Origin of the sequence: Nocardia sp. NPDC051321 (assembly GCF_044455225.1) — a bacterium.
GTDB lineage: Bacteria > Actinomycetota > Actinomycetes > Mycobacteriales > Mycobacteriaceae > Nocardia.
The window spans coordinates 26,273-48,403 of the sequence record NZ_JBITEM010000028.1 but is presented as its reverse complement, the minus strand read 5'-3'; the positions used below and the strand labels follow the sequence as shown (position 1 = coordinate 48,403).

Here is a 22,131-nt window from a genome sequence, read left to right as displayed (position 1 = left end):
TCAACCAGGCGAGGGGAGGGCAAGTGGCACAGCAGGACTCGACGGCGGGCACACCCCAGGCGGTGATCGCCGCGGCATTGCGCCGCGAACGTACTCGCGCCGGCCTCTCGCTCACCGAGGTGGCGCACCGCGCCGGCATCGCGAAATCCACACTCTCCCAACTGGAATCGGGCACCGGCAACCCGAGCCTGGAAACCCTCTGGGCCCTGTGCGTCGCCTTGGACATGCCCTTCTCTGGCCTACTCGACCCGCCCCGCCCCGCCGTCCAGGTGATCCGAGCGGGGGAGGGTCCGGTCGTCGCCGCCGCGGAATCCGACTACCGCGCGACCCTGCTGGCGGCCAGCCCGCCGAACTCCCGCCGCGACCTCTTCCGGATCACCGCCGAACCAGGCCACGCCCGCCGCTCCGAACCCCACATCCCCGGCGTCTTCGAGCACGTCCTACTCGCGAGCGGCCGCGCGAAGGTGGGCTTGATCGACGAACCCGTCGAGCTGAAGCCGGGCGACTACATCACCTACCCGGGCGATCTCCCACACGTTTTCGAGGCCCTCGAGCCGGGAACGTGGGCAACCCTTGTGATCGAATACACCTGACCCTGTGTCAGGCGGCCCCTTCGCCGAGATACTGCAACCACACCGGATCCAGATCGGCCGTCGTGGACAGCAGCCGCCAATGCGGCCCCTTCGGCGACACCAGCGGTGAACGCAAGTTCCAGCCCAGCTCGCTGAGCATCTTGTCGGCCTTGCGGTGATTGCACGGCGCGCAGCTGGCGACGCAGTTCTCCCAGGAGTGTTCCCCGCCGCGGCTGCGCGGGATGACGTGGTCGATGGTTTCCGCCTTGCCGCCGCAATACCCGCAGCGATAGCGGTCGCGGTGCATGAGGGCGGCGCGGGTCATCGGGACGCGGGCCCGATACGGCACATGGACATAGGTGCGCAGGCGGATCACCGAGGGAATGGCAACGGCGGCTTCGGCGGAGTGGACTACCGGGCCTTCGGCGTCGCCATGGACGGTGTCGGCTTTGTCGCAGATGAGCAGGACGATCGCGCGGCGCGCGGACAGAGCGGTAAGCGGCTCGTAGGTGGCGTTCAAGAGCAGCACCCGGCGCTTCAACCAGCTCGGAGTCTCACTGGGCGGCGATGCTGAGCGGTGCGCATGATCGGCATGACCGTGATGCGCGCCCGGATAATGATCGGACAGGATATGCAGCGGAGTAGCCCCCGAGCCACGATTGTGGACGTCGGCGGGCTGGAGTTGTCGGTGTGTCCGCGCCTCGTGTGACCTGGCGCTGTGCCGCTGCTTCATCTGGACCTCAATTTCATGATTGGCAGGATCATGCTGTTAGCTCGGCAGAGATTGCCACCCAGTTGACCATGGAACGACGGCTATTGCACGGTGATTTTCAACAATGTCCCGTTAACTGTGGCTGAAGAGCGGCCGGTCCGCGATTTAGCGCCCTGGAAAACCGCGCTGTGGGCTGTCGATGCCGAGTGCGGGCACAATGGACGGCGGCGCATCCAGCGAATCGAGAGGGTCTATGACTTCGGGCGAGCAGACAGCAGCGGCTTCGGCAGAGCAGACGACAGCGTCGTTCTACGAGGCGGTCGGCGGGGCGGACACGTTCCGGCGGATCGTCGCGGCGTTCTATCGCGAGGTGGCGACCGACGAGGTGCTACGCCCGCTGTACCCCGAGGAGGATCTCGGCCCGGCCGAGCGCAGGCTGCGCATGTTCCTCGAACAGTATTGGGGCGGCCCGCGCACGTATGGCGAGGAGCGCGGCCACCCTCGGCTGCGGATGCGGCACAACCCGTTCACCATCGGTCCGCTGGAGCGCGACGCGTGGTTGCGTTGCATGCGAATCGCCGTAGCGGAGATCGAGCCGGAGCTACTCGATGACGAGCATCGCAAGGCTCTGCTGGACTACCTGGAGATGGCGGCGAATTCGCTGATGAACGCCCCCTGGTGAGGGCGTTTCCGCCGAGACCCGAGTCGGGGCGAGGGTTTTCGGCGCGTCCGATCGGACGCTGGCAATTTGCCCGAAGTCGAGATAGGTGCTCCGCCTAAGGGATTTTGCCGCAAAACTTTGGCACTATTACGTATGTGACTGATACACCCGCCGTACTGGTGCCGGCGGATCGCACCACGCAACCATGGTGGCGGTCGGCTGTGTTCTACCAGGTCTATCCAAGATCCTTCGCGGATTCCGACGGCGACGGAGTCGGCGACCTCGGGGGTGTTCGCGAGAAGCTCGGCTACCTCGAACTGCTCGGCGTCGACGCGCTGTGGGTGTGCCCGGTGATGACGTCACCGATGGCCGACGGCGGCTACGACGTGGCCGATCCGCGCGATATCGACCCGCTCTTCGGCGGACTCGCCGCGATGGACGAGCTGATCGCCGAGGCGCACTACCGCCAGATCAAGATCACGATGGACCTGGTGCCGAACCACACCAGCAGCGAACACCCCTGGTTCCTGGCAGCGCTGGAGGCCGGTCCGGACAGCCCGGAACGCGCCCGCTACCTCTTCCGCGACGGCCGGGGCCCCGGCGGCGATGAACCACCGAACAACTGGCCGAGCATCTTCGGCGGTCCCGCCTGGACCAGGGTCACCGAACCAGACGGCACCCCCGGCCAGTGGTACCTGCACATTTTCGCCCCCGAACAGCCCGACCTGAACTGGGAAAACCCAGAGGTCGCCGCGGATTTCGAGAAGACACTGCGATTCTGGCTCGATCGCGGCGTCGACGGATTCCGCCTCGACGTGGCGCACGGCATGGCCAAACCGGCGGGCCTGCCGGACATGGCGGTGGTCAAGTCCGCCCTGCTCGCCAATGACGACGACGATCTGCGCTTCAACAACCCGGCCGTGCACGAGATCCACCGCCGCATTCGCAAGGTGCTCGACGACTACCCCGACGCGGTGTCGATCGGCGAGGTGTGGGTCAACGACAACGTTCGCTTCGGCGAGTATCTGCGCCCCGACGAACTGCATCTGGCCTTCAATTTCCGGCTGGCCCAAACGGATTTCGACGCCGACGACGTGCGCGCGGCGATCGACAACTCCCTCGCCGCGGTCGCGCCCGTCGCCGCCGCGCCCACCTGGACCCTGTCCAACCACGACATCAAGCGTGAAGTCACCCGCTACGGAGGCGGCGCGGCAGGCGTGGACCGTGCCCGCGCCATGATGCTGCTCGAGCTCGCACTGCCGGGCTCGGTATTCATCTACAACGGCGCGGAATTGGGTTTGCCGAACGTCGACGACCTTCCCGACGAGGTTCTCCAGGACCCGGCCTGGGAACGCTCCGGCCACACCGAACGCGGCCGCGACGGCTGCCGGGTGCCGATTCCCTGGGAGGGCGCCGCGCCGCCGTTCGGCTTCACCACCGGAAAGCCATGGCTGCCGATGCCCGCCGACTGGGCGGGCCACACCGTCGAGGCGCAACTCGAGGAGCTCGGCTCAACTCTCTCGCTGTACCGGATGGCCATCGAATTGCGTGGCCTGCGACCGGAATTCAGCGGCGACCGGGTCGAGTGGTACGGCAGCCCGCCCGGCTGTCTCGCGTTCCGCCGCGAGGGCGGACTGGTCTGCGTCCTGAACGCGTCGAAGGCGCCGACCCAGCTCCCGCCCGGCGATGTGCTGCTGGCCAGCGCGCCGCTGGAGGGCGGTCAACTGCCTGCGAACGCCGCCGCCTGGCTGGTCTGACTCGACACGAACCACATTGAGCATGACCAGAAGACGAACTACTACACAGCATCGTCTACCGTGACACCGTGAGCATTCTCGAGACTGTGCTGGTCTTCCTCGGCATCCCGCTGGTGATATACGGCGCGATCGCCGGATTGACGTATCTCGGTAAGCCATACGCCGGTGCGAAGCCCGCCCACTACGACCTCGGTCAGCAGTGGACGGCGGAGCCGGTGCTGTGGAGTGCGACCGACGAGGTGACCTCGGCTTTTCACCACGAAAGGGCCGAAGAGGCGCATGGTCATCATGCGGAGACGTCGCATGGTCATCATGCGGCGATCGAAGCCGATAAGGCGGAGCTGATCGGAGGCCGGGCAAGTGGCAAGTTCTAAGTGGCCCGCGGTGGTCGAATCCGACCTGCCGCACGGGTACGTGGTAACCACCAGTGGACGCGTCTCCGGCGTGCACGAGGCAGGCGACGTGTTCAGGGAGGCCCCGTTCAGCGATGACGAGCGGCTCGCCATGGACAACGTGCTGACCGAGGCGACCCGCGCGACGAAGGTGCGGTTCAACGTCTACATCGGCGATCTCGGCGCCGATCCGGCCGCCGGTGCCGACGCGATCTTCCCGTCGACGCCCGAGGCGGCGCGTTCGGTGCTGATTGCCGTCTCGCCCAACGACAAGGCGATCGAGGTGCGTTCCGGCCGCGAGGTCGCCGACCGCGCGAACGATCGGGTCTGCCAGCTCGGCGTCACCGCCGCGTCCAGTTCGTTCCGGCAGGGCCAGCTCATCGACGGCCTGGTTTCCGCCGTCCGCGTGATGGCCGCGGCGATCGGCCGCTGACACTGCCGCCGTCGCGGCGGAGTCACGAGCAATGCTTCCGGCGCGCTCACCTTGCGGGTGAGCGCGCCGGTGGCGTTTACGGGTAGCTACCCGGCTAGACGCGGAAAATTTTCTGTCCGCTAGCACCACATTTGGGGGTTGTCGCCGCTCGCGCGGCTGAAGCACGGTGGTGGGGTGAAAATTCTTGTGACAGGAGCTACCGGGAACATCGGCCGCATGGTCGTCGACCACCTGCTCGCGGGCGGCGCCGACGATGTCAGAGCACTGACGAACAATCCGGCGCGGGCCGCGCTGCCCGCGGGCGTCGAGATCGCCGAGGGCTACCTGGGCAGGGTGTCGTCACTGCCCGCGGCGTTCGAGGGCGTGGACCGGATGTATCTCGCGCCGATGCTGGAGACCATCGATGAGATCGTCGCACTGGCCGAACAGGCGGGTATTCAGCACATCGTCGATCTGTCCGGGGAGGGACATTGGACGCCGATAGCGGAGGCGGTCGAGCGTTCCGGGCTCGACTGGACGCATCTGTTCGCCGGTGACTTCCTGGACAATGCCACGGTATGGGCCGAACAGATCCGCGCCTCCGACGAGATCCGCGACCCGTACCCGGAGGTCGAGAGCGTCCCGATCGCCATGGACGACATCGCCCGCGTCGCCGCGAAAGTCCTGCTCTCCGAAGGCCATAGCGGCCAGACCTACCAGCTCACCGGCCCGGAGGTACTCACAAGGGCCGATCGCATCCATCAACTCGGCACCGCGCTCGGCCGCACCCTCACCGTCCGGCAGGTGCCGCCCGACGAGGCGGTCCGCATCTTCGCGCGGACCATGAACACCGCCGAATGGTATGTGGAAATCACCAGCTCGATGGTGGGCTGGCATCCCCAGCCGACCACCACCGTCGCCGACCTGACCGGCGCCCCCGCCACCACTTTCGCCCAGTGGGCCGCGGCGAACACCGACCTGTTCCGCTGACCTCCCGCACCGGCTGAAGGCGCAGGCATGACCGAAGGCGACCCTCGCCCCGTCTCGGAGGATGAAGGTCGCCTTCGGCCGGGTCCTACTTCGCGTCGTGCGCCCGTGCGCGGAGGGCGCGTTCGACGCCCGCCTTGCCCTCGATCACCAAGCGGCGCAAGGCCGGCGGGTGATCGCCGCCGAGGAACTTGTCGGCGCTGGCGACCGCGTCGTCACTGATCGCCCATCCCGGGTAGAGCCCGACGACCACGGTCTGCGCCACCTCGCTGGAGCGACGCTCCCACACTTTGGAAACGTCGGCGAAGTAGCGGTCGACGTACGACGTCAACAGCTCGCTCTGACCGGCCGGGGCGAAGCCCGCGATGATCGCGCGAGTGGTGATGTTGGAGATCGAGTCGTCGCCGATCACCTTGGCCCAGGCCTGTTCCTTCACCTCGGCTTGCGGACGGGCCGTCGCCGCGGTCGCGGCATGCCGCTTGCCCGCGGCGGTCGGATCCTTGGCCAGCTCCTGATCGATGAACGGAGTATCGATGCCGTCGGCGTCGATCTCGCCGGCCGCGGCCAGCGCGATCACGATGCGCCAGCGCAGATCGGCGTCGATCACCAGCCCGTCCAGCCCGACCTTGCCAGGGTCGCCGTCGAGCAGCTCGCGCAGCACGGCGGTGTGCCGAGCCGACAGCTTGGCACCGGTCAGCGCGTTGATAAAGGCCAGCTGGTGGTCCGAGCCCGCCTCGGCCGCCTCGGCCAGCTCCAGCAGCCGGTCCGTGTACATGGCCCAGCCAGCGTTCGCCGCCCACTCCGGGTCGGCGTAGCTGCGCAGCGCGAGGTTCGCCTGCATCAGCAGCCGTTGCACCACACCGATTTCCGATTCCGCGCCGACGCCGCTCTGCACCAGCGCGAGGAAGTCGCGGGCCCGGAATTCGGCCTGGCGGGTCATCTCCCAGGCCGCCGACCAGGCGAGGGTGCGCGGCAGCGGCTCGGCGATATCGGCGATCCGGTTGACGAGCACGTCGAGCGAGTCGGCGTCAAGGCGCACCGAGCAGTAGGTCAGGTCGTCGTCGTTGATCAGCACGAACTTCCCGCGCGCGACACCGACCAGCTCGGCAACCTCGGTGCGTTCGGCGGCCTCGACGTCGAGCTCGACGCGCTTGGTGCGCACCAGCTTTCCGTCTTGGTCGTCGTAGACGCCGATGGCGAGCCGATGGACGCGACGCTCACCCGCGCCGGGCTCGGCGCCACCCTGGACCACGGCGAACGAGGTGAACTTGCCCTCGTCGTCGACCGTGAAGTCCGGCCGCAGAGTGTTCAGGCCGGTGGTCTTGAGCCACCGTGTGCCCCAGCCGGAAAGGTCACGGCCGGAAGACTTTTCGAGCGCCGCGAGCAGATCGTCGAAGGTCGCGTTGCCGTAGGCGTGGTCGGCGAAGTAGGCCCGCAGACCGGCCAGGAACGGCTCCAGACCCACATAGGCGACGAGCTGCTTGAGCACGCTCGCGCCCTTGGCGTAGGTGATGCCGTCGAAGTTCACCTCGACCGCGGCCAGATCGGGAATGTCCGCCGCGATCGGGTGGGTGGATGGCAGCTGGTCCTGCTGGTACGCCCAGGACTTCTCGGCGTTCGCGAAAGTGGTCCAGGCGCTGGTGTATTCGGTCGCCTCGGCCTGGCACAGCACGGACGCGAAGGTCGCGAACGACTCGTTCAGCCACAGGTCGTCCCACCACTTCATGGTGACCAGGTCGCCGAACCACATGTGCGCCATCTCGTGCAGCACGGTCTCGGCGCGACGCTCGTAGGACGCGCGGGTCACCTTGGACCGGAAGACGTAGTCCTCCAGGTAAGTTACCGCCCCCGCGTTCTCCATCGCGCCCGCGTTGAACTCCGGCACGAACAGCTGGTCGTACTTGCCGAACGCGTACGGCACGCCGAACTTGTTGTGGTAGAAACCGAATCCCTGCTTGGTCTCGGTGAACAGCCGCTCGGCGTCCATGTGCTCGGCAAGTGAAGCGCGGCAATAGATGCCGAGCGGGATGCTGCCGTGCTCGTCGGTGTAGACGTCGGTCCACCGCGCGTACGGGCCCGCGATGAGCGCGACCAGATAGGTGCTCATCTTGGGTGTGCTGCGGAAGATGTGCTTACCCGGTTCCGCGGCAAGGGTTTCCACCACCGCGCTGTTGGAGATGACCTGCCATTCGGGCGCGGCCGTCACGCTGATGTCGAAGGTGGCCTTCAGGTCCGGCTGATCGAAGCAGGCGAACATCCGCTTGGCATCGGCGGTTTCGAATTGTGAGTACAGGTAGACCGAGTCGTCGGTCGGGTCGACGAAGCGGTGCAGTCCCTCGCCGGTGTGCGAGTACTCGCAGTCGGCCTCGACGACCAGCTCGTTGGTCGCGGCCAGGTCGGGCAGCGCGATACCGGTGGACTCGTCGTAGCCGGAGACGTCGAGCGCGGTGCCGTTGAGGACCGCCGACCGCACGCCACGAGCCACCAGGTCGATGAAGGTGCTCGCGCCCGGCGTCGCGGTGAAGGTGACCGTGCTGCGGGAGAAGAAGGTCTGCTCGCCCGGTTTGCCGGCACCATCGGTCAGGTCGAGGTCGATGCGGTAGTTGTCGACGTGCACTGTCGACGCGCGTTCGATCGCCTGGTCGCGAGTCAGGTTCGGTGCGGACATAAGGCTCCTTCGGGTTCGAAGAACTAGCTCGGGCGTTCCCCACGATGCCACCTGGGTAAGGTTGCCCGCGCGGGAGTTTTTTCTGAATTGAACACTGCCTGGTGAACCAACCCTATCCATGATCGGAGCTGCGGAGTGAAGCATGTGCACGCCGGCAAGGTGCGCGACCTCTACGAGGACGGCGACACCCTGCTGCTCGTCGCGTCCGATCGGGTTTCGGTCTACGACGTGGTGCTGCCGACGCCGATCCCGGACAAGGGCGCGCTGCTGACCCAGCTGTCCAACTGGTGGTTCGACTACTTCACCGACGTGCCCAATCACGTGGTCTCCGCCACCGACGTGCCCGCCGAGTTCGCCGGCCGTGGCATCCGGGTCAAGCCGCTGAAGATGGTGCAGGTCGAATGCATCGCGCGCGGCTACCTGGTCGGCTCCGGGCTCAAGGAATACCAGCGCGAAGGCTCGGTGTCCGGCGTCGCGCTGCCGCCCGGCCTGCGCGAGGGCGACAGGCTGCCCGAGCCGATCTTCACGCCGTCCACCAAGGCCGCCGAGGGCCACGACCAGCCGATGACCTTCGCCGACGTGGTGAACCAGGAAGGCCGCGAGGTCGCCGAGCAGCTGCGCGACCTGACGCTGCACGTCTACGCCCGCGGCGCGGCGCACGCCACCGAGCGCGGCGTGATCGTCGCCGACACCAAGGTCGAATTCGGCTGGGACGGTGACACACTCACCCTCGGCGACGAGGTGCTCACCTCCGACTCGTCCCGCTTCTGGCTGGCCGCCGAATGGGAGCCCGGCCGCCCGCAACGCTCCTTCGACAAGCAGTTCGTCCGCGACTGGTCCACCTCCACCGGCTGGAACCAGGAGTACCCTGGCCCGGAGATTCCGGCCGACATCGTCGACGCCACCCGCCAGAAGTACGTGGAGGCATACGAACTCATCACCGGCCGCACCTGGACCGGTGTGCCGCAGTAGCCGTCAGGCCTGGCCGAGGTAGTCGTTCAGCCGATCCAGATACGGTCGCTGGCCCGCGCCGAGCTTGTCGTGCGCGGTGGCCAGGTCGAACCACTCCGCCCGGTCGATCTCCGGGAAGCTGGCCATCCGTCCGGAGCGCGGCGGCCACTCCATCTCGAAGGTCCCCGGCACCACATCGGCCGGATCGAGGTCGCCCTCGACCGCCCAGACGGTCAGGGTCTTCTTGCCCTTGCCGCTGCTGTATCGCACGTCGCCGAGCGGAATCCAGTCGCCGGGCGGCACGAACAGCCCGAGCTCCTCGTGGAACTCGCGGCTGGCCGCCGCCTGCGCGTCCTCCAATTCCGGCTCGTACTCGCCCTTCGGGATCGACCACGCGCCGTTGTCCTTGCGCGAGAAGAACGGTCCACCCATATGCCCGATCAGCACCTCGACGCCCGCGTCGCCGCCCCGCCGAAACACCAGAACTCCCGCACTCGTCTTATCCGTCACCCCATGCAGTCTGCCGCACGGGCGGATAGGCACGCGGTGGCGAGGTGCGACTCACCGATGCCGGAGCTGAGCCGCGCGCAGGGTGAGATAGTGGTTTTCGGGCGCGCTGGGGGTGCGGCCTGCCGCGGTGGTGTAACAGGCGATAGCGGCGTCGAAATCGCCTGCCATCTCGTATAAGTGGCCACGGACCGCGTCGAGTCTGTGGTTGCCTGCCAGCGGATCGTCCAGTGCCGCGACGAGTTCCAATCCGGCTTCGGGTCCGCGCACCATCGCGAGCGCGACGGCGCGGTTGAGCGTGACGATCGGGTTGTCGGAAAGCTTTTCGAGCAGGTCGTACAGTGCCAGGATCTTGGTCCAGTCGGTCTCCTCGGCACTACCGGCTTGCGCGTGCAGCACCGCGATGGCCGCCTGGATCTGATACGAGCCGTTAAGTCCTTGTGCGAGAGTGCTCGTCGTCAGCGTGATGCCCTCGGTGATCTGCGCACGATCCCACAGCGCACGGTTCTGCTCGGCGAGCGGGATCAGTTCACCCCGGCCGCCCGTGCGGGCCGCGCGCCGGGAATCGGTGAGCAGCATGAGCGCGAGCAGCCCGGTGACCTCGGTGTCGTCGGGCAGCAGCCGATGTACCGCGCGCGCAAGACGAATCGCCTCGGCGGACACGTCCGCGCGCTGCAGATCCGGACCGGACGTACTCGTACTGCCTTCGTTGAAGATCAGATACAGCACATGCAGCACCGTCCCGAGCCGAGCACGCCACTCGGCATCGCCGGGTCGCGCGAACGGCCGTTCGAGCGTCGCCAGCTTCTTCTTGGCCCGCGTGATCCGTTGCGCCATGGTCGCTTCCGGCAGCAGGAACGCGTGCGCGATCTCCGCCGTGGTGAGCCCGCCCACCGCCCGCAGCGTCAACGCGATGGCGCTGGCCGAGGACAGCGCGGGATGGCAGCAGAGGAAGAACATGGCGAGCGTGTCGTCGTAGTCGACCGGCATCGCGTCGGGCACGTCGCGATCGAACGCCGTTGTCTCCCTGCGTCGCCGGGCCACCTCGGCGCGCACCGCGTCGGCCATCCGGCGCTGCGCCACCTGAATCAGCCAGCCGCGCGGGTTATCCGGGAGGCCGTCCACCGGCCACTGGGTCGTCGCCGCGAGCATGGCCTCCTGCAGCGCGTCCTCGGCGGTGTCGAAATCGCCGAACCGGCGGACCAACGCACCGAGGACCTGTGGCGCCAACTCGCGCAACAGGTCCTCGGGCCGCGCCGGGAGCGGTGTGTCGTCGGGCACCACTCGCCGGTTGGTCACAGGTCGCTGGCCGGGACGCTCATCACCGGCCGTACCTCGATGTATTCGCCGATCGGTCTGCCACCCGGCCCCGGTGCCGCCGAGGCGTGCGCGGCGATCTCGTAGGCCCGTTCCGGGCTTTCCACATCCACGATCCAATACCCGGCCAGGAACTCTTTCGTCTCCGGGAACGGTCCGTCGGTCACCACCGGCGCCGAGCGGCCGTCGGAGCTGACGATGCGAGCCTCGGTCGGACCGGTGAGCCCCTGCGCGTCTACCAGCTCACCCGACTTGGCCAACTGCTCGCCGAGGGCGCGCTGAAAGTCTATGTGCGCCTGGATCTCCTGCGGGGACCATTCGTTGATCGGTGTGTCGCAGAAGGCGGGTGCCGTATAGGTCTTCAGCAGCATGTATTTCATCGGGTCCTCTTTCCGGCTCGCCCGTGTGGCGCTCTCGCGGTGAGGTCGGAACGAAACGGGCCGTTTCGACACGTTGTCTCGCCCATCTAAGTGACCTGTGTCACAACGACTTCGAGGTGTCCGCCAGCGCCTCCGGATCGACCGGTTCACCGGCCAGGATGAGTTCCTTGATCCGGTCTGTCACGTCCCACACGTTCACATTCATGCCGGCGAGCACCCGGTTGTCCGCGTCGAGCCAGAACGCGACGAACTCGCGTTTCGCCACGTCACCGCGGGTCACCACCCGCTCGTAGTCGCCGGGCGCCGCGTAGCCGGTGTACTCCATGCCCAGGTCGTACTGGTCGGTGAAGAAGTAGGGCAGCCGGTCGTAACTGGCTTGCTTGCCGAGCATGGTCGCCGCCGCGACCGCGGGCTGGTTGAGCGCGTTTGCCCAGTGCTCCACCCGAATTCGGCGATGGAGCACCGGATGCTGCTGCTCGGCGATGTCGCCGACGGCGACGATGTTCGGGTCGCTGGTGGCCAGGTGCTCGTCGACCAGCACGCCGCCGTCGACATCGAGCCCGGCGTCGGCGGCCAGGTCGATGTTCGGCTTGGCGCCGACCGCGACCAGCACCGCCTGCGCCTCGATGACGCTGCCGTCGGCGAGCTTCACCCCGGTCGCCAGCCTGGTCCCGATCCCTTCGGTGGTGGTGATCTCCTCGACCTGCACGCCGAGGCGCAGGTCGACACCGTTCGACCGATGCAGTTCGGCGAACACCTCACCCATCTCGGGCCCGAGCGAGCCCAGTAGCGGGTGTTCGGCGTTCTCGACGATGGTCACCGCGACATCCGCGGCCCTGGCCGCCGCGGCGACCTCGAGGCCGATCCAGCCCGCGCCGATGATCACGATGCTCTGCGCGGCGCTCGCGAAGAACTCGATCAGGGTGTCCGAGTCTTCGATATTGCGCAGCGTGTACACGTTGGGTGCGTCGGCGCCGGGGATCGACAGGGTGCGCGGGGTGGAGCCGGTGGCGAGCGCGAGCTTGTCGTAGCGGACGGTCGAGCCGTCGGGCAGCGAGATGGTCTGCTCGGCCGGATCGAGGCCCTCGACGGTCGTGCCCACCCGAACCTCGACGTTGTGGTCGCGATACCACTGCCGCGGATGGGTGGTGAATTCGGTCAGTTGTTTCTTGCCCGCCAGATGTTCCTTGGACAGCGGTGGTCGCTCGTAAGGCAGCCATTCCTCCGCGCCGAGCAGCGTCACCGATCCGGGAAAGTCGTTGGCGCGCAATGCTTCCGCCAGCTTTGCCGCGGCTAGCCCGCCACCGACGATGACGAAACGCTGATCAGAACTCATGCGGGGACTCCTTGTCGAGAGGGAACCTGGACTCCTGCCGCTAAACCCTACTGGGACCGGCGTCGGCATCTCGGGAAAACGCGGGCACCGGATGGGAACGAAACGGCGGCCGCCGTGGTTGGTTCCCTATAGCGGCGGGGCTCAGCGCCGCCCGCCGAGCATGCGATTCGAGAGGACCCGTCGTGAGTGAAAAGAGCACCGCGAAAGACGTTGCCGATTTCTGGTTCGACCCGCTGTGCCCCTGGTGCTGGATCACCTCCCGCTGGATTCTCGAGGTCGAGCAGGTGCGCGACATCGACGCGCGCTTCCACGTGATGAGCCTGTCGGTGCTGAACGAGGGCAAAGAGGGCCTGCCGGAGCAGTACAAGGAACTTCTCGACACCGGCTGGGGCCCGGTCCGCGTCGCGATCGCGGCCGCGCAGGAGCACGGCGAAAAGGTGCTCCTGCCGCTCTACACCGCGATGGGCACCCGTATCCACAACCGCCGTGACGAGTACCAGCGGGACTCCCGCAAGGAAAGCCTCACCGCGGTGATCGCCGATTCGCTCGCCGAGGTCGGCCTGCCCGCCGAGCTGGCGAAGGCCGCCGAGAGCACCGACTACGACGAGGCGCTGCGCAAGAGCCACCACGAGGGCATGGACAAGGTAGGCCCCGACGTGGGCACCCCGACGATCCACATCAACGGCATCGCGTTCTTCGGTCCGGTGCTGTCCCGGATCCCGCGCGGCGAGCAGGCGGGCAAGCTGTGGGACGCCGCGGTGACGCTGGCCGACTACCCGCACTTCTTCGAGCTCAAGCGCACCCGCACCGAAGACCCCGAGTTCGACTGACCGGCGGCGAGTGCCGCGGGCTCGGCCCCGCGGCACTCGGCGTTGCTACGGAACGGTTTTCGGCGGCAGCGCCGGAGCCTGGTAGCCAGTCGGGTACCCGCCCTGCGGTGGCATCGCGGCCGCGGGCGGCGAGGGCCGCAACCAGAGCTTGCCGTGCCTGCTTCGGTCGCGCAGCGCCCACATCCGCCAGGTCAGCACCGGGTGCGACGACATGGCGTTGACCACCCAGACGAAGAACCCCTTCTCGAGCGCCGCCCGATCGGCCATCTCGTCGAAGCCGACCAGCGTGTTCAGGTACTTGCCCGCGGCCAGCGTGCCCATCGCCGCGGGCGCCCCGGCGTGCCGATTGCAGAAGCCATGGTTGTCGGCGGTGTACTCCTGCGCGCGGATCAGCGAGTTGCCGATGAACGGCAGGAACGGCCCGAGGAACATGCCGAGCTGGCGCCAGTACGAGACGTGACCCGCCGCGATGTGACCGACCTCGTGGCCGATGATGAACGCCAGCGCGTCGGGTTCCCGTGCGGCGCCGCCGATCTCGAACAGGTCGCTGTAGACCGCGACGAACCGGCGGAACCCGTGCCCGCTGGCGAACGCGTTGATCTGGCCGTTGCCGAGCACCACGTAGGCGTCCGGCACCTTGGCCATGCCGAACCGCGCGGCCGCCTCGACCACCATCCGGTAACCCTCAGGGAACTGGGTCGGCGACATCTTGACGCCGTTCACCCGCTGGGTCGAATACAGCACGCCGCGGCCGAGCCAGACGAGAATCGGCGCGAAGACGAACAGCAGCACGTACTGATCGAAATTGCCCGTCGCCAGCAGCAGCACCGCGATCGCGTAGGCGAGGACGGTCAGCAGGACCACCACGATGAGCATCGGGATCTCCCAGCTGTGCCTGGCCGGCATCCCGAACGGCGACAGCCCGCGCGGCTGCTGCTGCGGGGGCACGTTCGGCGGGACGGGAGCGCCGGGGTAGGGGCCGTACTGCGGCGGGGTGGGGGCTCCGGGGTAAGAACCGTACTGCGGCGGCGCGGGGTAGGGCGGCGGCGAGCCGTAGGTCGCGTCCTGTGGCTGCGCCCACCCGGCCTGGGCATACGGGTCGGCGTGCGGGCCCGTCCGATGGGGCTGGGGTTCGTACGGCTGCATGAAATGAACTCTATTCAGTTGCTGGGGACAGGAGCGGCTCCTCGGCACGTCCACCGGAACACTGTGGTTCAGGACACTCGCGAGGTATCTCTGATTCGCATCAGCCGTCGCGGGTGTTAATCGGGCCGGCGCGAGGCGGTGTGCCCCTTCGTCACGAGCCGGAAACCGGCCTGACAGAATGCGTGCCATGCGCGTATACCTCGGTGCCGACCATGCCGGTTTCGAACTCAAGAATCACGTCAAAGACCATCTGGAAAAGGCGGGCCACGAGGTGGTCGACTGCGGCGCCCTCGAGTACGACGCGCTCGACGACTACCCGGCCTTCTGCATCGAGGCGGCCCGCCGCACCGTCGCCGACCCGGGCAGCCTCGGGCTGGTCTTCGGCGGCAGCGGCAACGGCGAGCAGATCGCCGCGAACAAGGTGCCCGGCGCCCGGTGCGCGCTGACCTGGAGCGTGGAAACCGCGCAGCTGGCCCGTCAGCACAACAACGCCCAGCTGGCAGGCATCGGCGGCCGCATGCACTCCACCGAGGAGGCGCTGGCCATCGTCGACGCGTTCGTCAGCACCGAGTGGTCGGGCGAGGACCGGCACCAGCGGCGCATCGACATCCTGGCCGAGTACGAGAAGTCCGGCGAGGCACCCGCGGTTCCCGCGTACTGAGCGTTAACCGGCTGTGCCTGAAGGTCATACGCTGCACCGGCTCGCGAGGCTGCATCAGAAGCGCCTCGCGGGCGGTGTGGTGCGCGTGTCAAGCCCGCAGGGCAAGTTCGCGGCCGGCGCCGCCCGCGTCGACGGTCAGCTGCTGACCCGCGCCGAGGCGTGGGGCAAACACCTACTGCACCACTACGATTCGGGTCTGATCGTGCATGTGCACCTCGGCCTGTACGGGAAGTTCACCGAATCCGAGCTGCCGATGGGGGAGCCGGTCGGGCAGGTGCGGATGCGGATGCTCGGCGCGCCGGACGGGCAACCCGGCTTCGGCACCGACCTGCGCGGGCCGACCGCGTGCGAAGTTCTGCTCGCCCCAGAGGTTTCCGCGCTGACCGATCGGCTCGGTCCCGATCCGCTACGCCGCGGCGCCGACCCCGACCGTGCCTGGCGGCGGATGCAACGCTCGCGCAGGCCGATCGGCGCGCTGCTGATGGATCAGCAGGTGGTCGCCGGGGTCGGCAATGTCTATCGAGCGGAACTGCTGTTCCGGCACCACGTTTCGCCGTACCGGCCGGGTACCGCGCTGTCGGCCGATGACTGGGCCGCGATGTGGGTCGATCTGGTCGCGCTGATGAAGGTGGGCGTCCGGGTCGGCAAGATGGTCGTGGTCCGGCCCGAGGACGACCACGGCGAGCCGTCGTACGCGGCCGACCGCCCACGCACCTACGTCTACCGCCGCCAGGGCGCGCCGTGCCGGGTCTGCGGCACCCCGATCGCGCACGCCGTCATGGAAGCCCGAAACCTCTTCTGGTGCCCGACCTGTCAGCCGGACTAGCTCCTCAACCGGCGACGGCCTCGTCGATCGCGGGCTCGTCGGCCAGCGCGAAGCGCCGCCCGCCCGCCGTCTTCGCCGAGTACATCGCGCGGTCGGCCCGGCGGAGCAGATCGCTGAAGTCGCACGAACTTCCGGGCGGACTGAACGCGGTGCCGACGCTCGCCGAGACCGGCACCGGCCCCGCCGTCGACCACACCGGGTCGCGCAGCGCGGACACGATCTTGCTGGCCAGGTCGCCGAGCGTGTTGTGCGGCGGGTTGACGGCGAGCACGAATTCGTCGCCGCCGTACCGGCAGATCACCGTGTCCGGTGCGCACACCTCGCGCAGGCGGTTGGCCAGCTCGACCAGTACCTCGTCGCCGATCGCGTGCCCATAGCCGTCGTTGATCTGCTTGAACCGGTCCAGGTCGATCAGCAGCAGCCCGACGCCGCGGTTCGGGTCGGTCGCCATCAGCCGCACCCGGTCCTGCAGCAGGGTGCGGTTGGCCAGGTCGGTGAGCGCGTCGTGGGTCGCCTCGTGCCGGAGTCGATGTTGCAGCGCGGCGATCTCCTGCACGCGCAGCGACACCTTGGCGGAAAGGTTCTGCTCCTGCTGCGCCAGCGCACGCTCCTGCAGCGCCTGGGCGTAGCTGTCGATGGCCTGACTGGCGACGAACGGCCAGCGGGTGGCGACCAGCGAACCCGGCGCGCCGGACGGGAAGCCGAGCAGCCACCTGGAGGCCTGCGCGAGCATCCGGATCCGGTCGAAGGGCGCCTCGGACAGCTTGGCACCGAGCAGCCGCGCCTGCGGCACCGGGAACGGCTCGGACCTGGCGAGTGTGAGTAACTGCTCGACGATCTCGATGAGTACCGGTTCCAGGTGTTGGGGCGACGCGCCGGAACCCGGCTCGGCGCACACCGCGCGGGCCCAGGCACGGGCCATCGCGGCGACAGGGGGCTCGATATCGATCGACATCGAACTCACCCTGCGCAGGTGGCGTCGGTACCCAGAGACCCTGTGCTGACACAGGTGCCGACGTCACCCCGATCGTTCGCACTGCTACGCGGTTGTGTCCACCTCGCTCGGCGCACGCTCACCGCCCCCTTTCCAGATACCCCCGTCCGGCAAAAAGGATCCTAGCAAGCCACTCGGCATCAAAATACGCTGTTTTGCAACGTGTTCTCGATGCCTCGCGAATGGCGATCGGATATGTGATCGCTGGAATCGCGTCGGCGTTACACCTGGATTTCGTTCGCTGAGAAGTCGCGCCGAGACGCGCTGGCGACACGCTGTAGCGCTGCGCCATGCGGGTCCCCTCGGCCACTCGCGACACCGCGACGCGATGTGGCCGTGCGGTCGGCCCGATGAGCCGCCCGCCTGGTCGCGGCGCCGAAGTAGCGGTGTAAGTAGCCGAGGGTCTGCGGGTCTTCTGCCCAGCGGTGGTGTGGAGCCGGATTTTCCTGCCACAAGCACACCCGGCGGTCGGTTGCACAGCGCAATTTTCTGCTAGTGCGATTTCGGCGAGTCGTGATGTCCCCATAGGTGGCATCCTCTCCGCGACCGGTCGGGCGTGACTGGTGGCCACCCCGTGGGCCACGGCTCCCCCCGACAGGAGTCGTCACGCGTCCCATATGCTCCCCGCTTCCCATCCGACACGCCCGAGTTTCAAGGAAGAGATCCCTCTTAATTTCATTAAGTTCTGCACCGCGTGCCACGCCCTGACCGGGGCGGCTGGCATGCGAGACTCACCATAGGGCGTCGCGGTGACGGCCGAACACACGCCTGCGCTATCCCCGTGCGCGGGGGGGCTGATTGGCATTTGCGAAGCAGGGTTCGGTACAGTCGGGACGCACACGGCATCGTGGCGATCCCATCGATGTCGTTTGCCTGCGGGTGTAGTTCAATGGTAGAACCTCAGCCTTCCAAGCTGATGGTGCGGGTTCGATTCCCGTCACCCGCTCCACACGGAATTCAGCCTCGGCGGCGGCCGATAACCGCCGCGAGGGACAACGGGGTGTAGCGCAGCTTGGTAGCGCATCCGCTTTGGGAGCGGAGGGTCGCAGGTTCAAATCCTGTCACCCCGACAATGAAATGAGCGTTCCGGCGCTGGTCGAGGACCCTGCGAAATGGGTCCTGGGGCCAGCGCCGTTTTATGTGGCCAGTGTGACCGCCGCCACAGCCCGCCGATGTCACGGTCGCCGCTCGGGCGGTGTCTTCGAGATGTCAGGACGATCTGATCGGAGGTGGTTGCGGTGGCGCACGTGGTGGTTGTCGGCGCGGGCTACGCGGGCGTGATGGCCGCGAATCGGCTTGCCGCCGTTGGGCGGTCGGACGTGCGCGTGACGGTGGTGAATCCTCGGCCGGAGTTCGTGGCACGGATTCGTTTGCACGAGCACGCGGCAGGCGGATCGATCGCGGTGCAGCAGCGAAGGGGGCTACTGCACCGCGACGTTCGCCTGCGGGTGGCGACCGTGGCGGAGATCGCCGAGCGGTCGGTGTGGCTCGAGGACGGTGCCGCACTCGAATTCGACTATCTGCTGTACGCGGTGGGTAGCACGGCGGCCACCGGCCCGCCCGGCTCCGAATACGCGTGCGGTATCGCCGACCTCGCCGGTGCCGACGCGTTGCGCGGGCGATTGCCCGGACTGTCGGCGGGGGCGCGGGTCGTGGTGATCGGCGGCGGCCTGACCGGGATCGAAACCGCCGCCGAAATCGCCTACCGGTACCCGTCTTTGGCAGTCGAGTTGGTTTCGCGGTCGGTCGCCGGGTGGCTGCCGGAGTCGAGCCGAGCGAGTATCGAGGGCAAACTCGCGAAAGCCGGTGTGCGGCTGCGCACCGGGCTGCGGGTTACCGAAATCCGGCCCGACGGCGTCGCGACCGACGCGAGCCTGCTGCCCAGCGATTGCACGATATGGGCCGGCTCGTTCGGCGTGCCGGACCTGGCACTGCGCAGCGGCCTGCCGGTGTCCGCCGACGGCCGGTTGCGCGCCGACGATACGTTGGTGTGTGTTGATCATGAACGGATCGTCGGCGTCGGTGACGCCGTCGCACCACCTCGGCACGTGGGGGAACACTTGAGGATGAGCTGTCAGGCGGCGATACCGATGGGCGCGCACGGCGCCGACACGGTGCTCGCGTTGATCAAGGGGGAACGACCGGAACCGCTGTCGCTCGGCATGGCCGGACAGGCGATCAGCCTCGGGCGGCGCGACGGATTCATTCAGGCCACCCACCGCGACGACAGCGCGCGCGAGTTCGTGCTGTCCGGTCGGGTGGCGGCGGTGGTGAAGGAGCGAGTGTGCCGCTTCACGCTGACCTCGATGCGGATCCCGCGTGCCTACCGCTGGCTGCCGGGCCCGGCTTCGCCAGTGCCCGTGCCGAACTCGATCGCGGTCCGATGACCGAGCAAGCCGAACCCGGCGTGTTCGACCAGTTCCGGCCGCTGCTGTTCACCATCGCCTACGAGATCCTCGGCAGCGCGGCCGACGCCGAAGATGTGTTGCAGGACAGCTACCTTCGCTGGCGCGGCATCGACCAGGACGAGGTCGAGCATCCACGCGCCTACCTCGTGCAGATCGTTACCCGGGAGGCGCTCAACCAGTTACGGTCCGCGCGCCGCCGCCGCGAGGACTACGTTGGCAACTGGCTGCCCGAACCGATCCGCACCGAACACGACGCCAGCCACGACGTGCTGCTGGCCGAATCGGTGTCGATGGCCATGCTGCTGGTGCTGGAAACCCTGAGTCCGACCGAGCGGGCCGTGTTCGTGCTGTCCGAGGTCTTCGGCCACAGCCTCGTCGAGATCGCCGAGATGGTCGGCAAGACCGACACCGCCGTGCGCCAGATCGCGCACCGGGCACGCGAACACGTCCAGGCTCGCCGCAAACGTTTCCGCCCCGACGCCGAGACAAATCGTGCGGTGATCGACCGCTTCCTGCTGGCCGCGCGCACCGGCGAGGTGCAAAACCTGATGGACGTGCTCGCCCCCGACGTCGTCCAGATCTCCGACGGCGGCGGTCACGTCATCGTCGCGGGCCGCCCGGTCGTCGGTGCCGCGCCGGTCGCCAAATTCCTCATCGGACTCGCCCGCAACAGCATGGCGGACATGGCCGTCGAATTCGGCAGCTTCAACGCGCTGCCCGCACTGTTGTTCCGGTCCGGCGTCGAGCGGCGTCTCGATACCGTCCTGATGATCGAAATAGATGGTGACCGCATCACGGGTCTGTACGCGATGCGCAATCCGGAAAAGCTGCGCTCCGCCGACCTGCTTCGCCCCCTCGACCGACTGCGGGACACCTGATGGAAACCGCTGCTGTGCAACGCGTTATCGCGTACCGCGGAAGTGATCGAGACCACAGTCGTCCGGATGTCACGGTCGCGGATCGGGCGGTGTCTCCGAGGATGACCGGATCAACACAACATGAAGGAGCATCGTCATGAAGGCCATCCTCGTGTGCACCTCGGTGTCCCATGGCAACACGAAACGAATCGCCGACATCATGGGCCATGTGCTCTCGGCCCGAGTTGTCAGCCCCGATCAGCTCGATCCGGCCGAACTCGCCGGCTACGACCTCGTCGGCTTCGGCTCGGGCATCTTCCTCGGCTCCTTCCACGCCCAGTTGCGTGAGTTCGTCGAATCCCTCCCGCAGGAACCACGACGCAAGGCCTTCGTCTTCGCCACCAGCGGTCTTCCCGAGGCACGCTTCCAGCGCTTCTCCCGCCCGCTGGTAAAGCTGCTGCAGCAGAAGGGTTTCGAGGTAACCGGCACCTTCTCCTGCCGCGCCTTCGACACCTATGCCCCGTTCAAGCTCGTCGGCGGCATCCGGAAGGATCGGCCGAACGGCGCCGACCTCGCGGCGGCACGCATGTTCGCGGAGCGGCTCCGAACCCACATCGCGGCCTGAACCGACTCAGGCGCTGACTGCTTCGTAGGCGGCCATCAGGACGCTGAGGGACCGGTCGTAGCCTGCGTCCCACAGCACCTGGTTCATCACGTACGACACCGTCATCCGACGGTCGACGTCGACGAGGACCAGCGAGCCGCCCCAACCGCCCCACGAGCAGGTGCGGTTTTCCAGGCGGTAACCCATTCCCCACCGAATCGGTTGGTCCAGAATACGATCGGTCCCACGGAACTGCTCCTCGAAGACCCGCGCGCAGCCCGCCTCGGACAACAGCCGAACGCCGCCGACGGTGCCGTCGCACGCCAGCACGGACTGCACCAGGCCGACGGAGCGGGCATTGCCGTGACCGTTGATGGCGGGTATCTCCGCCCGCCGCCAGGCCGCTGTATTGGCATCGGAGACCCCGACCTCGAACCCCTCGGGTTTATCGCCCTCGGGTGCGGCGATCAGTGTCGCCACCCGCTGATCGTGCTCAGCGGCCAGCCCGACATGAAAGTCCGCGCCGAGCGGCCCCGCTACCTCCTCGGCGAAAAACCTGCCGACGCTGCGTCCGGTCACCCGCGCGATGACCTCGCCCACCAAGTAGCCGAACGTGATCGAGTGATATCCGCCGGTAATCCCGGGTTCCCACTGCGGAGCCTGTGCGGCCAGCCTAGCGGTCATGGTCGGCCAAGAGTACAGCTCGGCCGCGGTGATCGATTCATCCCAAACCGGTAGTCCCGCAGTGTGACCCAGTAGATGCCGCACCAGCACACGCTGTTTTCCCGCCGCCGCGAACTCCGGCCAATAGGCGGCGACCGGCGCATCTAGGTCGAGCTCGCCCCGATCCGCCAAAATCAACGCACACAGCGCAACCATCGTCTTGGTCGTAGACCACACATTGACGATGGTGTCCCGCTCCCACGACACCGTGCGCGCCGCGTCGACGTACCCACCCCAGATATCGACCACCGCTTCACCGTCGATATACACCGCCGCCGAAGCACCGACATCATCGCCGTCCAACGAGACCGCCAGGGCCTCCGCGACCGCACCGAACCGGTCAGCACACCGGCCTTGGATCTCCGCCATCTGCGCAACCTAGCCCGCGCCGACCCCTTCGAGCCACTTGTTTTCCCGGCAACGGACACAC

At 67.6% G+C, this 22,131-nt stretch carries 22 protein-coding genes and 2 tRNA genes; 15 read left to right on the top strand and 9 right to left on the bottom strand.

Going from position 1 to position 22,131, the window contains the following annotated elements; all coding sequences use genetic code 11:
• Positions 1-23 precede the first annotated feature (23 nt).
• Positions 24-593: a helix-turn-helix domain-containing protein gene (locus tag ACIA8C_RS42085; protein ID WP_397144944.1), complete on the top strand. Its 570-nt coding sequence runs from the start codon at positions 24-26 to the stop codon at positions 591-593.
• A 7-nt stretch (positions 594-600) separates the two neighbouring features.
• Here ACIA8C_RS42085 and ACIA8C_RS42080 read toward each other — a convergent pair whose 3' ends face one another.
• Positions 601-1,305: an HNH endonuclease gene (locus ACIA8C_RS42080; protein WP_397144942.1), complete on the bottom strand. Its 705-nt coding sequence runs from the start codon at positions 1,303-1,305 to the stop codon at positions 601-603.
• 232 nt (positions 1,306-1,537) lie between these two features.
• Between ACIA8C_RS42080 and ACIA8C_RS42075 the strand changes: the two genes are divergently transcribed.
• The 5 genes from ACIA8C_RS42075 (at position 1,538) to ACIA8C_RS42055 (ending at position 5,496) form a co-directional block, all read left to right on the top strand.
• Positions 1,538-1,966: a globin gene (locus ACIA8C_RS42075; protein ID WP_357391720.1), complete on the top strand. Its 429-nt coding sequence runs from the start codon at positions 1,538-1,540 to the stop codon at positions 1,964-1,966.
• Positions 1,967-2,100: 134 nt separating this feature from the next.
• Positions 2,101-3,702: a glycoside hydrolase family 13 protein gene (locus tag ACIA8C_RS42070; protein ID WP_397144940.1), complete on the top strand. Its 1,602-nt coding sequence runs from the start codon at positions 2,101-2,103 to the stop codon at positions 3,700-3,702.
• 68 nt (positions 3,703-3,770) lie between these two features.
• The gene (locus ACIA8C_RS42065; protein WP_397144938.1) at positions 3,771-4,076 is read left to right on the top strand and encodes a hypothetical protein; all 306 of its coding nucleotides are present in this window, start codon (positions 3,771-3,773) and stop codon (positions 4,074-4,076) included.
• On the top strand, positions 4,063-4,527 hold the full coding sequence (locus tag ACIA8C_RS42060) for a DUF5130 domain-containing protein (protein ID WP_397144936.1): 465 nt from the start codon (positions 4,063-4,065) through the stop codon (positions 4,525-4,527). The genes ACIA8C_RS42065 and ACIA8C_RS42060 overlap by 14 nt, the downstream gene beginning before the upstream one ends.
• A 174-nt stretch (positions 4,528-4,701) precedes the next feature.
• Complete coding sequence (locus tag ACIA8C_RS42055) at positions 4,702-5,496, top strand: NAD(P)H-binding protein (RefSeq protein WP_397144934.1); 795 nt, start codon at positions 4,702-4,704, stop codon at positions 5,494-5,496.
• 85 nt (positions 5,497-5,581) lie between these two features.
• On the opposite strand, the gene pepN is transcribed toward ACIA8C_RS42055, so the two are convergent.
• The gene (pepN, locus tag ACIA8C_RS42050; RefSeq protein WP_397144932.1) at positions 5,582-8,161 is read right to left on the bottom strand and encodes an aminopeptidase N; all 2,580 of its coding nucleotides are present in this window, start codon (positions 8,159-8,161) and stop codon (positions 5,582-5,584) included.
• A gap of 135 nt (positions 8,162-8,296) precedes the next feature.
• Between pepN and ACIA8C_RS42045 the strand changes: the two genes are divergently transcribed.
• A complete protein-coding gene (locus ACIA8C_RS42045) occupies positions 8,297-9,133 on the top strand; it encodes a phosphoribosylaminoimidazolesuccinocarboxamide synthase (protein ID WP_397144930.1) in 837 nt (278 codons plus the stop codon).
• Positions 9,134-9,136: 3 nt separating this feature from the next.
• Here the strand turns inward: ACIA8C_RS42045 and ACIA8C_RS42040 are convergent, their stop codons facing one another.
• From ACIA8C_RS42040 to ACIA8C_RS42025, 4 genes are all read right to left on the bottom strand, one after another.
• On the bottom strand, positions 9,137-9,622 hold the full coding sequence (locus tag ACIA8C_RS42040) for an NUDIX domain-containing protein (RefSeq protein WP_397144928.1): 486 nt from the start codon (positions 9,620-9,622) through the stop codon (positions 9,137-9,139).
• A 51-nt stretch (positions 9,623-9,673) separates the two neighbouring features.
• Positions 9,674-10,918, bottom strand: coding sequence for an RNA polymerase sigma factor (locus ACIA8C_RS42035; protein ID WP_397144926.1), 1,245 nt, complete (start codon positions 10,916-10,918; stop codon positions 9,674-9,676).
• Positions 10,915-11,316 carry a YciI family protein gene (locus ACIA8C_RS42030; protein WP_397144924.1) on the bottom strand — a complete coding sequence of 134 codons (402 nt, stop codon included), beginning with the start codon at positions 11,314-11,316 and terminating at the stop codon, positions 10,915-10,917. The genes ACIA8C_RS42035 and ACIA8C_RS42030 overlap by 4 nt, the downstream gene beginning before the upstream one ends.
• Before the next feature lie 100 nt (positions 11,317-11,416).
• Positions 11,417-12,652: an NAD(P)/FAD-dependent oxidoreductase gene (locus tag ACIA8C_RS42025; protein WP_397144922.1), complete on the bottom strand. Its 1,236-nt coding sequence runs from the start codon at positions 12,650-12,652 to the stop codon at positions 11,417-11,419.
• A 182-nt stretch (positions 12,653-12,834) separates the two neighbouring features.
• On the opposite strand from ACIA8C_RS42025, the gene ACIA8C_RS42020 reads away from it, so the two are divergent.
• Complete coding sequence (locus tag ACIA8C_RS42020; RefSeq protein WP_397144920.1) at positions 12,835-13,482, top strand: disulfide bond formation protein DsbA; 648 nt, start codon at positions 12,835-12,837, stop codon at positions 13,480-13,482.
• A 45-nt stretch (positions 13,483-13,527) separates the two neighbouring features.
• On the opposite strand, the gene ACIA8C_RS42015 is transcribed toward ACIA8C_RS42020, so the two are convergent.
• A complete protein-coding gene (locus ACIA8C_RS42015) occupies positions 13,528-14,628 on the bottom strand; it encodes a M48 family metallopeptidase (RefSeq protein WP_397144918.1) in 1,101 nt (366 codons plus the stop codon).
• Positions 14,629-14,815: 187 nt separating this feature from the next.
• On the opposite strand from ACIA8C_RS42015, the gene ACIA8C_RS42010 reads away from it, so the two are divergent.
• Both ACIA8C_RS42010 and ACIA8C_RS42005 read left to right on the top strand, forming a co-directional pair.
• Positions 14,816-15,289: a ribose-5-phosphate isomerase gene (locus tag ACIA8C_RS42010; RefSeq protein ID WP_397144916.1), complete on the top strand. Its 474-nt coding sequence runs from the start codon at positions 14,816-14,818 to the stop codon at positions 15,287-15,289.
• A 13-nt stretch (positions 15,290-15,302) separates the two neighbouring features.
• Positions 15,303-16,115 (top strand): Fpg/Nei family DNA glycosylase, encoded by an 813-nt coding sequence (locus tag ACIA8C_RS42005; RefSeq protein WP_397144915.1) that lies wholly within the window; start codon positions 15,303-15,305, stop codon positions 16,113-16,115.
• Positions 16,116-16,119: 4 nt separating this feature from the next.
• Here the strand turns inward: ACIA8C_RS42005 and ACIA8C_RS42000 are convergent, their stop codons facing one another.
• Complete coding sequence (locus ACIA8C_RS42000) at positions 16,120-17,070, bottom strand: diguanylate cyclase domain-containing protein (RefSeq protein ID WP_397144913.1); 951 nt, start codon at positions 17,068-17,070, stop codon at positions 16,120-16,122.
• 914 nt (positions 17,071-17,984) lie between these two features.
• Here ACIA8C_RS42000 and ACIA8C_RS41995 point away from each other — a divergent pair.
• The 5 genes from ACIA8C_RS41995 (at position 17,985) to ACIA8C_RS41975 (ending at position 20,999) form a co-directional block, all read left to right on the top strand.
• A tRNA-Gly gene (locus tag ACIA8C_RS41995) sits at positions 17,985-18,058 on the top strand.
• Between the two features lie 47 nt (positions 18,059-18,105).
• Positions 18,106-18,179: transfer RNA gene (locus ACIA8C_RS41990), tRNA-Pro, on the top strand.
• A gap of 168 nt (positions 18,180-18,347) precedes the next feature.
• Positions 18,348-19,496: an NAD(P)/FAD-dependent oxidoreductase gene (locus tag ACIA8C_RS41985; protein WP_397144911.1), complete on the top strand. Its 1,149-nt coding sequence runs from the start codon at positions 18,348-18,350 to the stop codon at positions 19,494-19,496.
• The gene (locus ACIA8C_RS41980) at positions 19,493-20,395 is read left to right on the top strand and encodes an RNA polymerase sigma-70 factor (protein WP_397144909.1); all 903 of its coding nucleotides are present in this window, start codon (positions 19,493-19,495) and stop codon (positions 20,393-20,395) included. The genes ACIA8C_RS41985 and ACIA8C_RS41980 overlap by 4 nt, the downstream gene beginning before the upstream one ends.
• A 136-nt stretch (positions 20,396-20,531) precedes the next feature.
• The gene (locus tag ACIA8C_RS41975) at positions 20,532-20,999 is read left to right on the top strand and encodes a flavodoxin family protein (protein ID WP_397144907.1); all 468 of its coding nucleotides are present in this window, start codon (positions 20,532-20,534) and stop codon (positions 20,997-20,999) included.
• A gap of 6 nt (positions 21,000-21,005) precedes the next feature.
• Here ACIA8C_RS41975 and ACIA8C_RS41970 read toward each other — a convergent pair whose 3' ends face one another.
• Complete coding sequence (locus tag ACIA8C_RS41970) at positions 21,006-22,070, bottom strand: serine hydrolase domain-containing protein (protein ID WP_397144905.1); 1,065 nt, start codon at positions 22,068-22,070, stop codon at positions 21,006-21,008.
• Between the last annotated feature and the right edge of the window lie 61 nt (positions 22,071-22,131).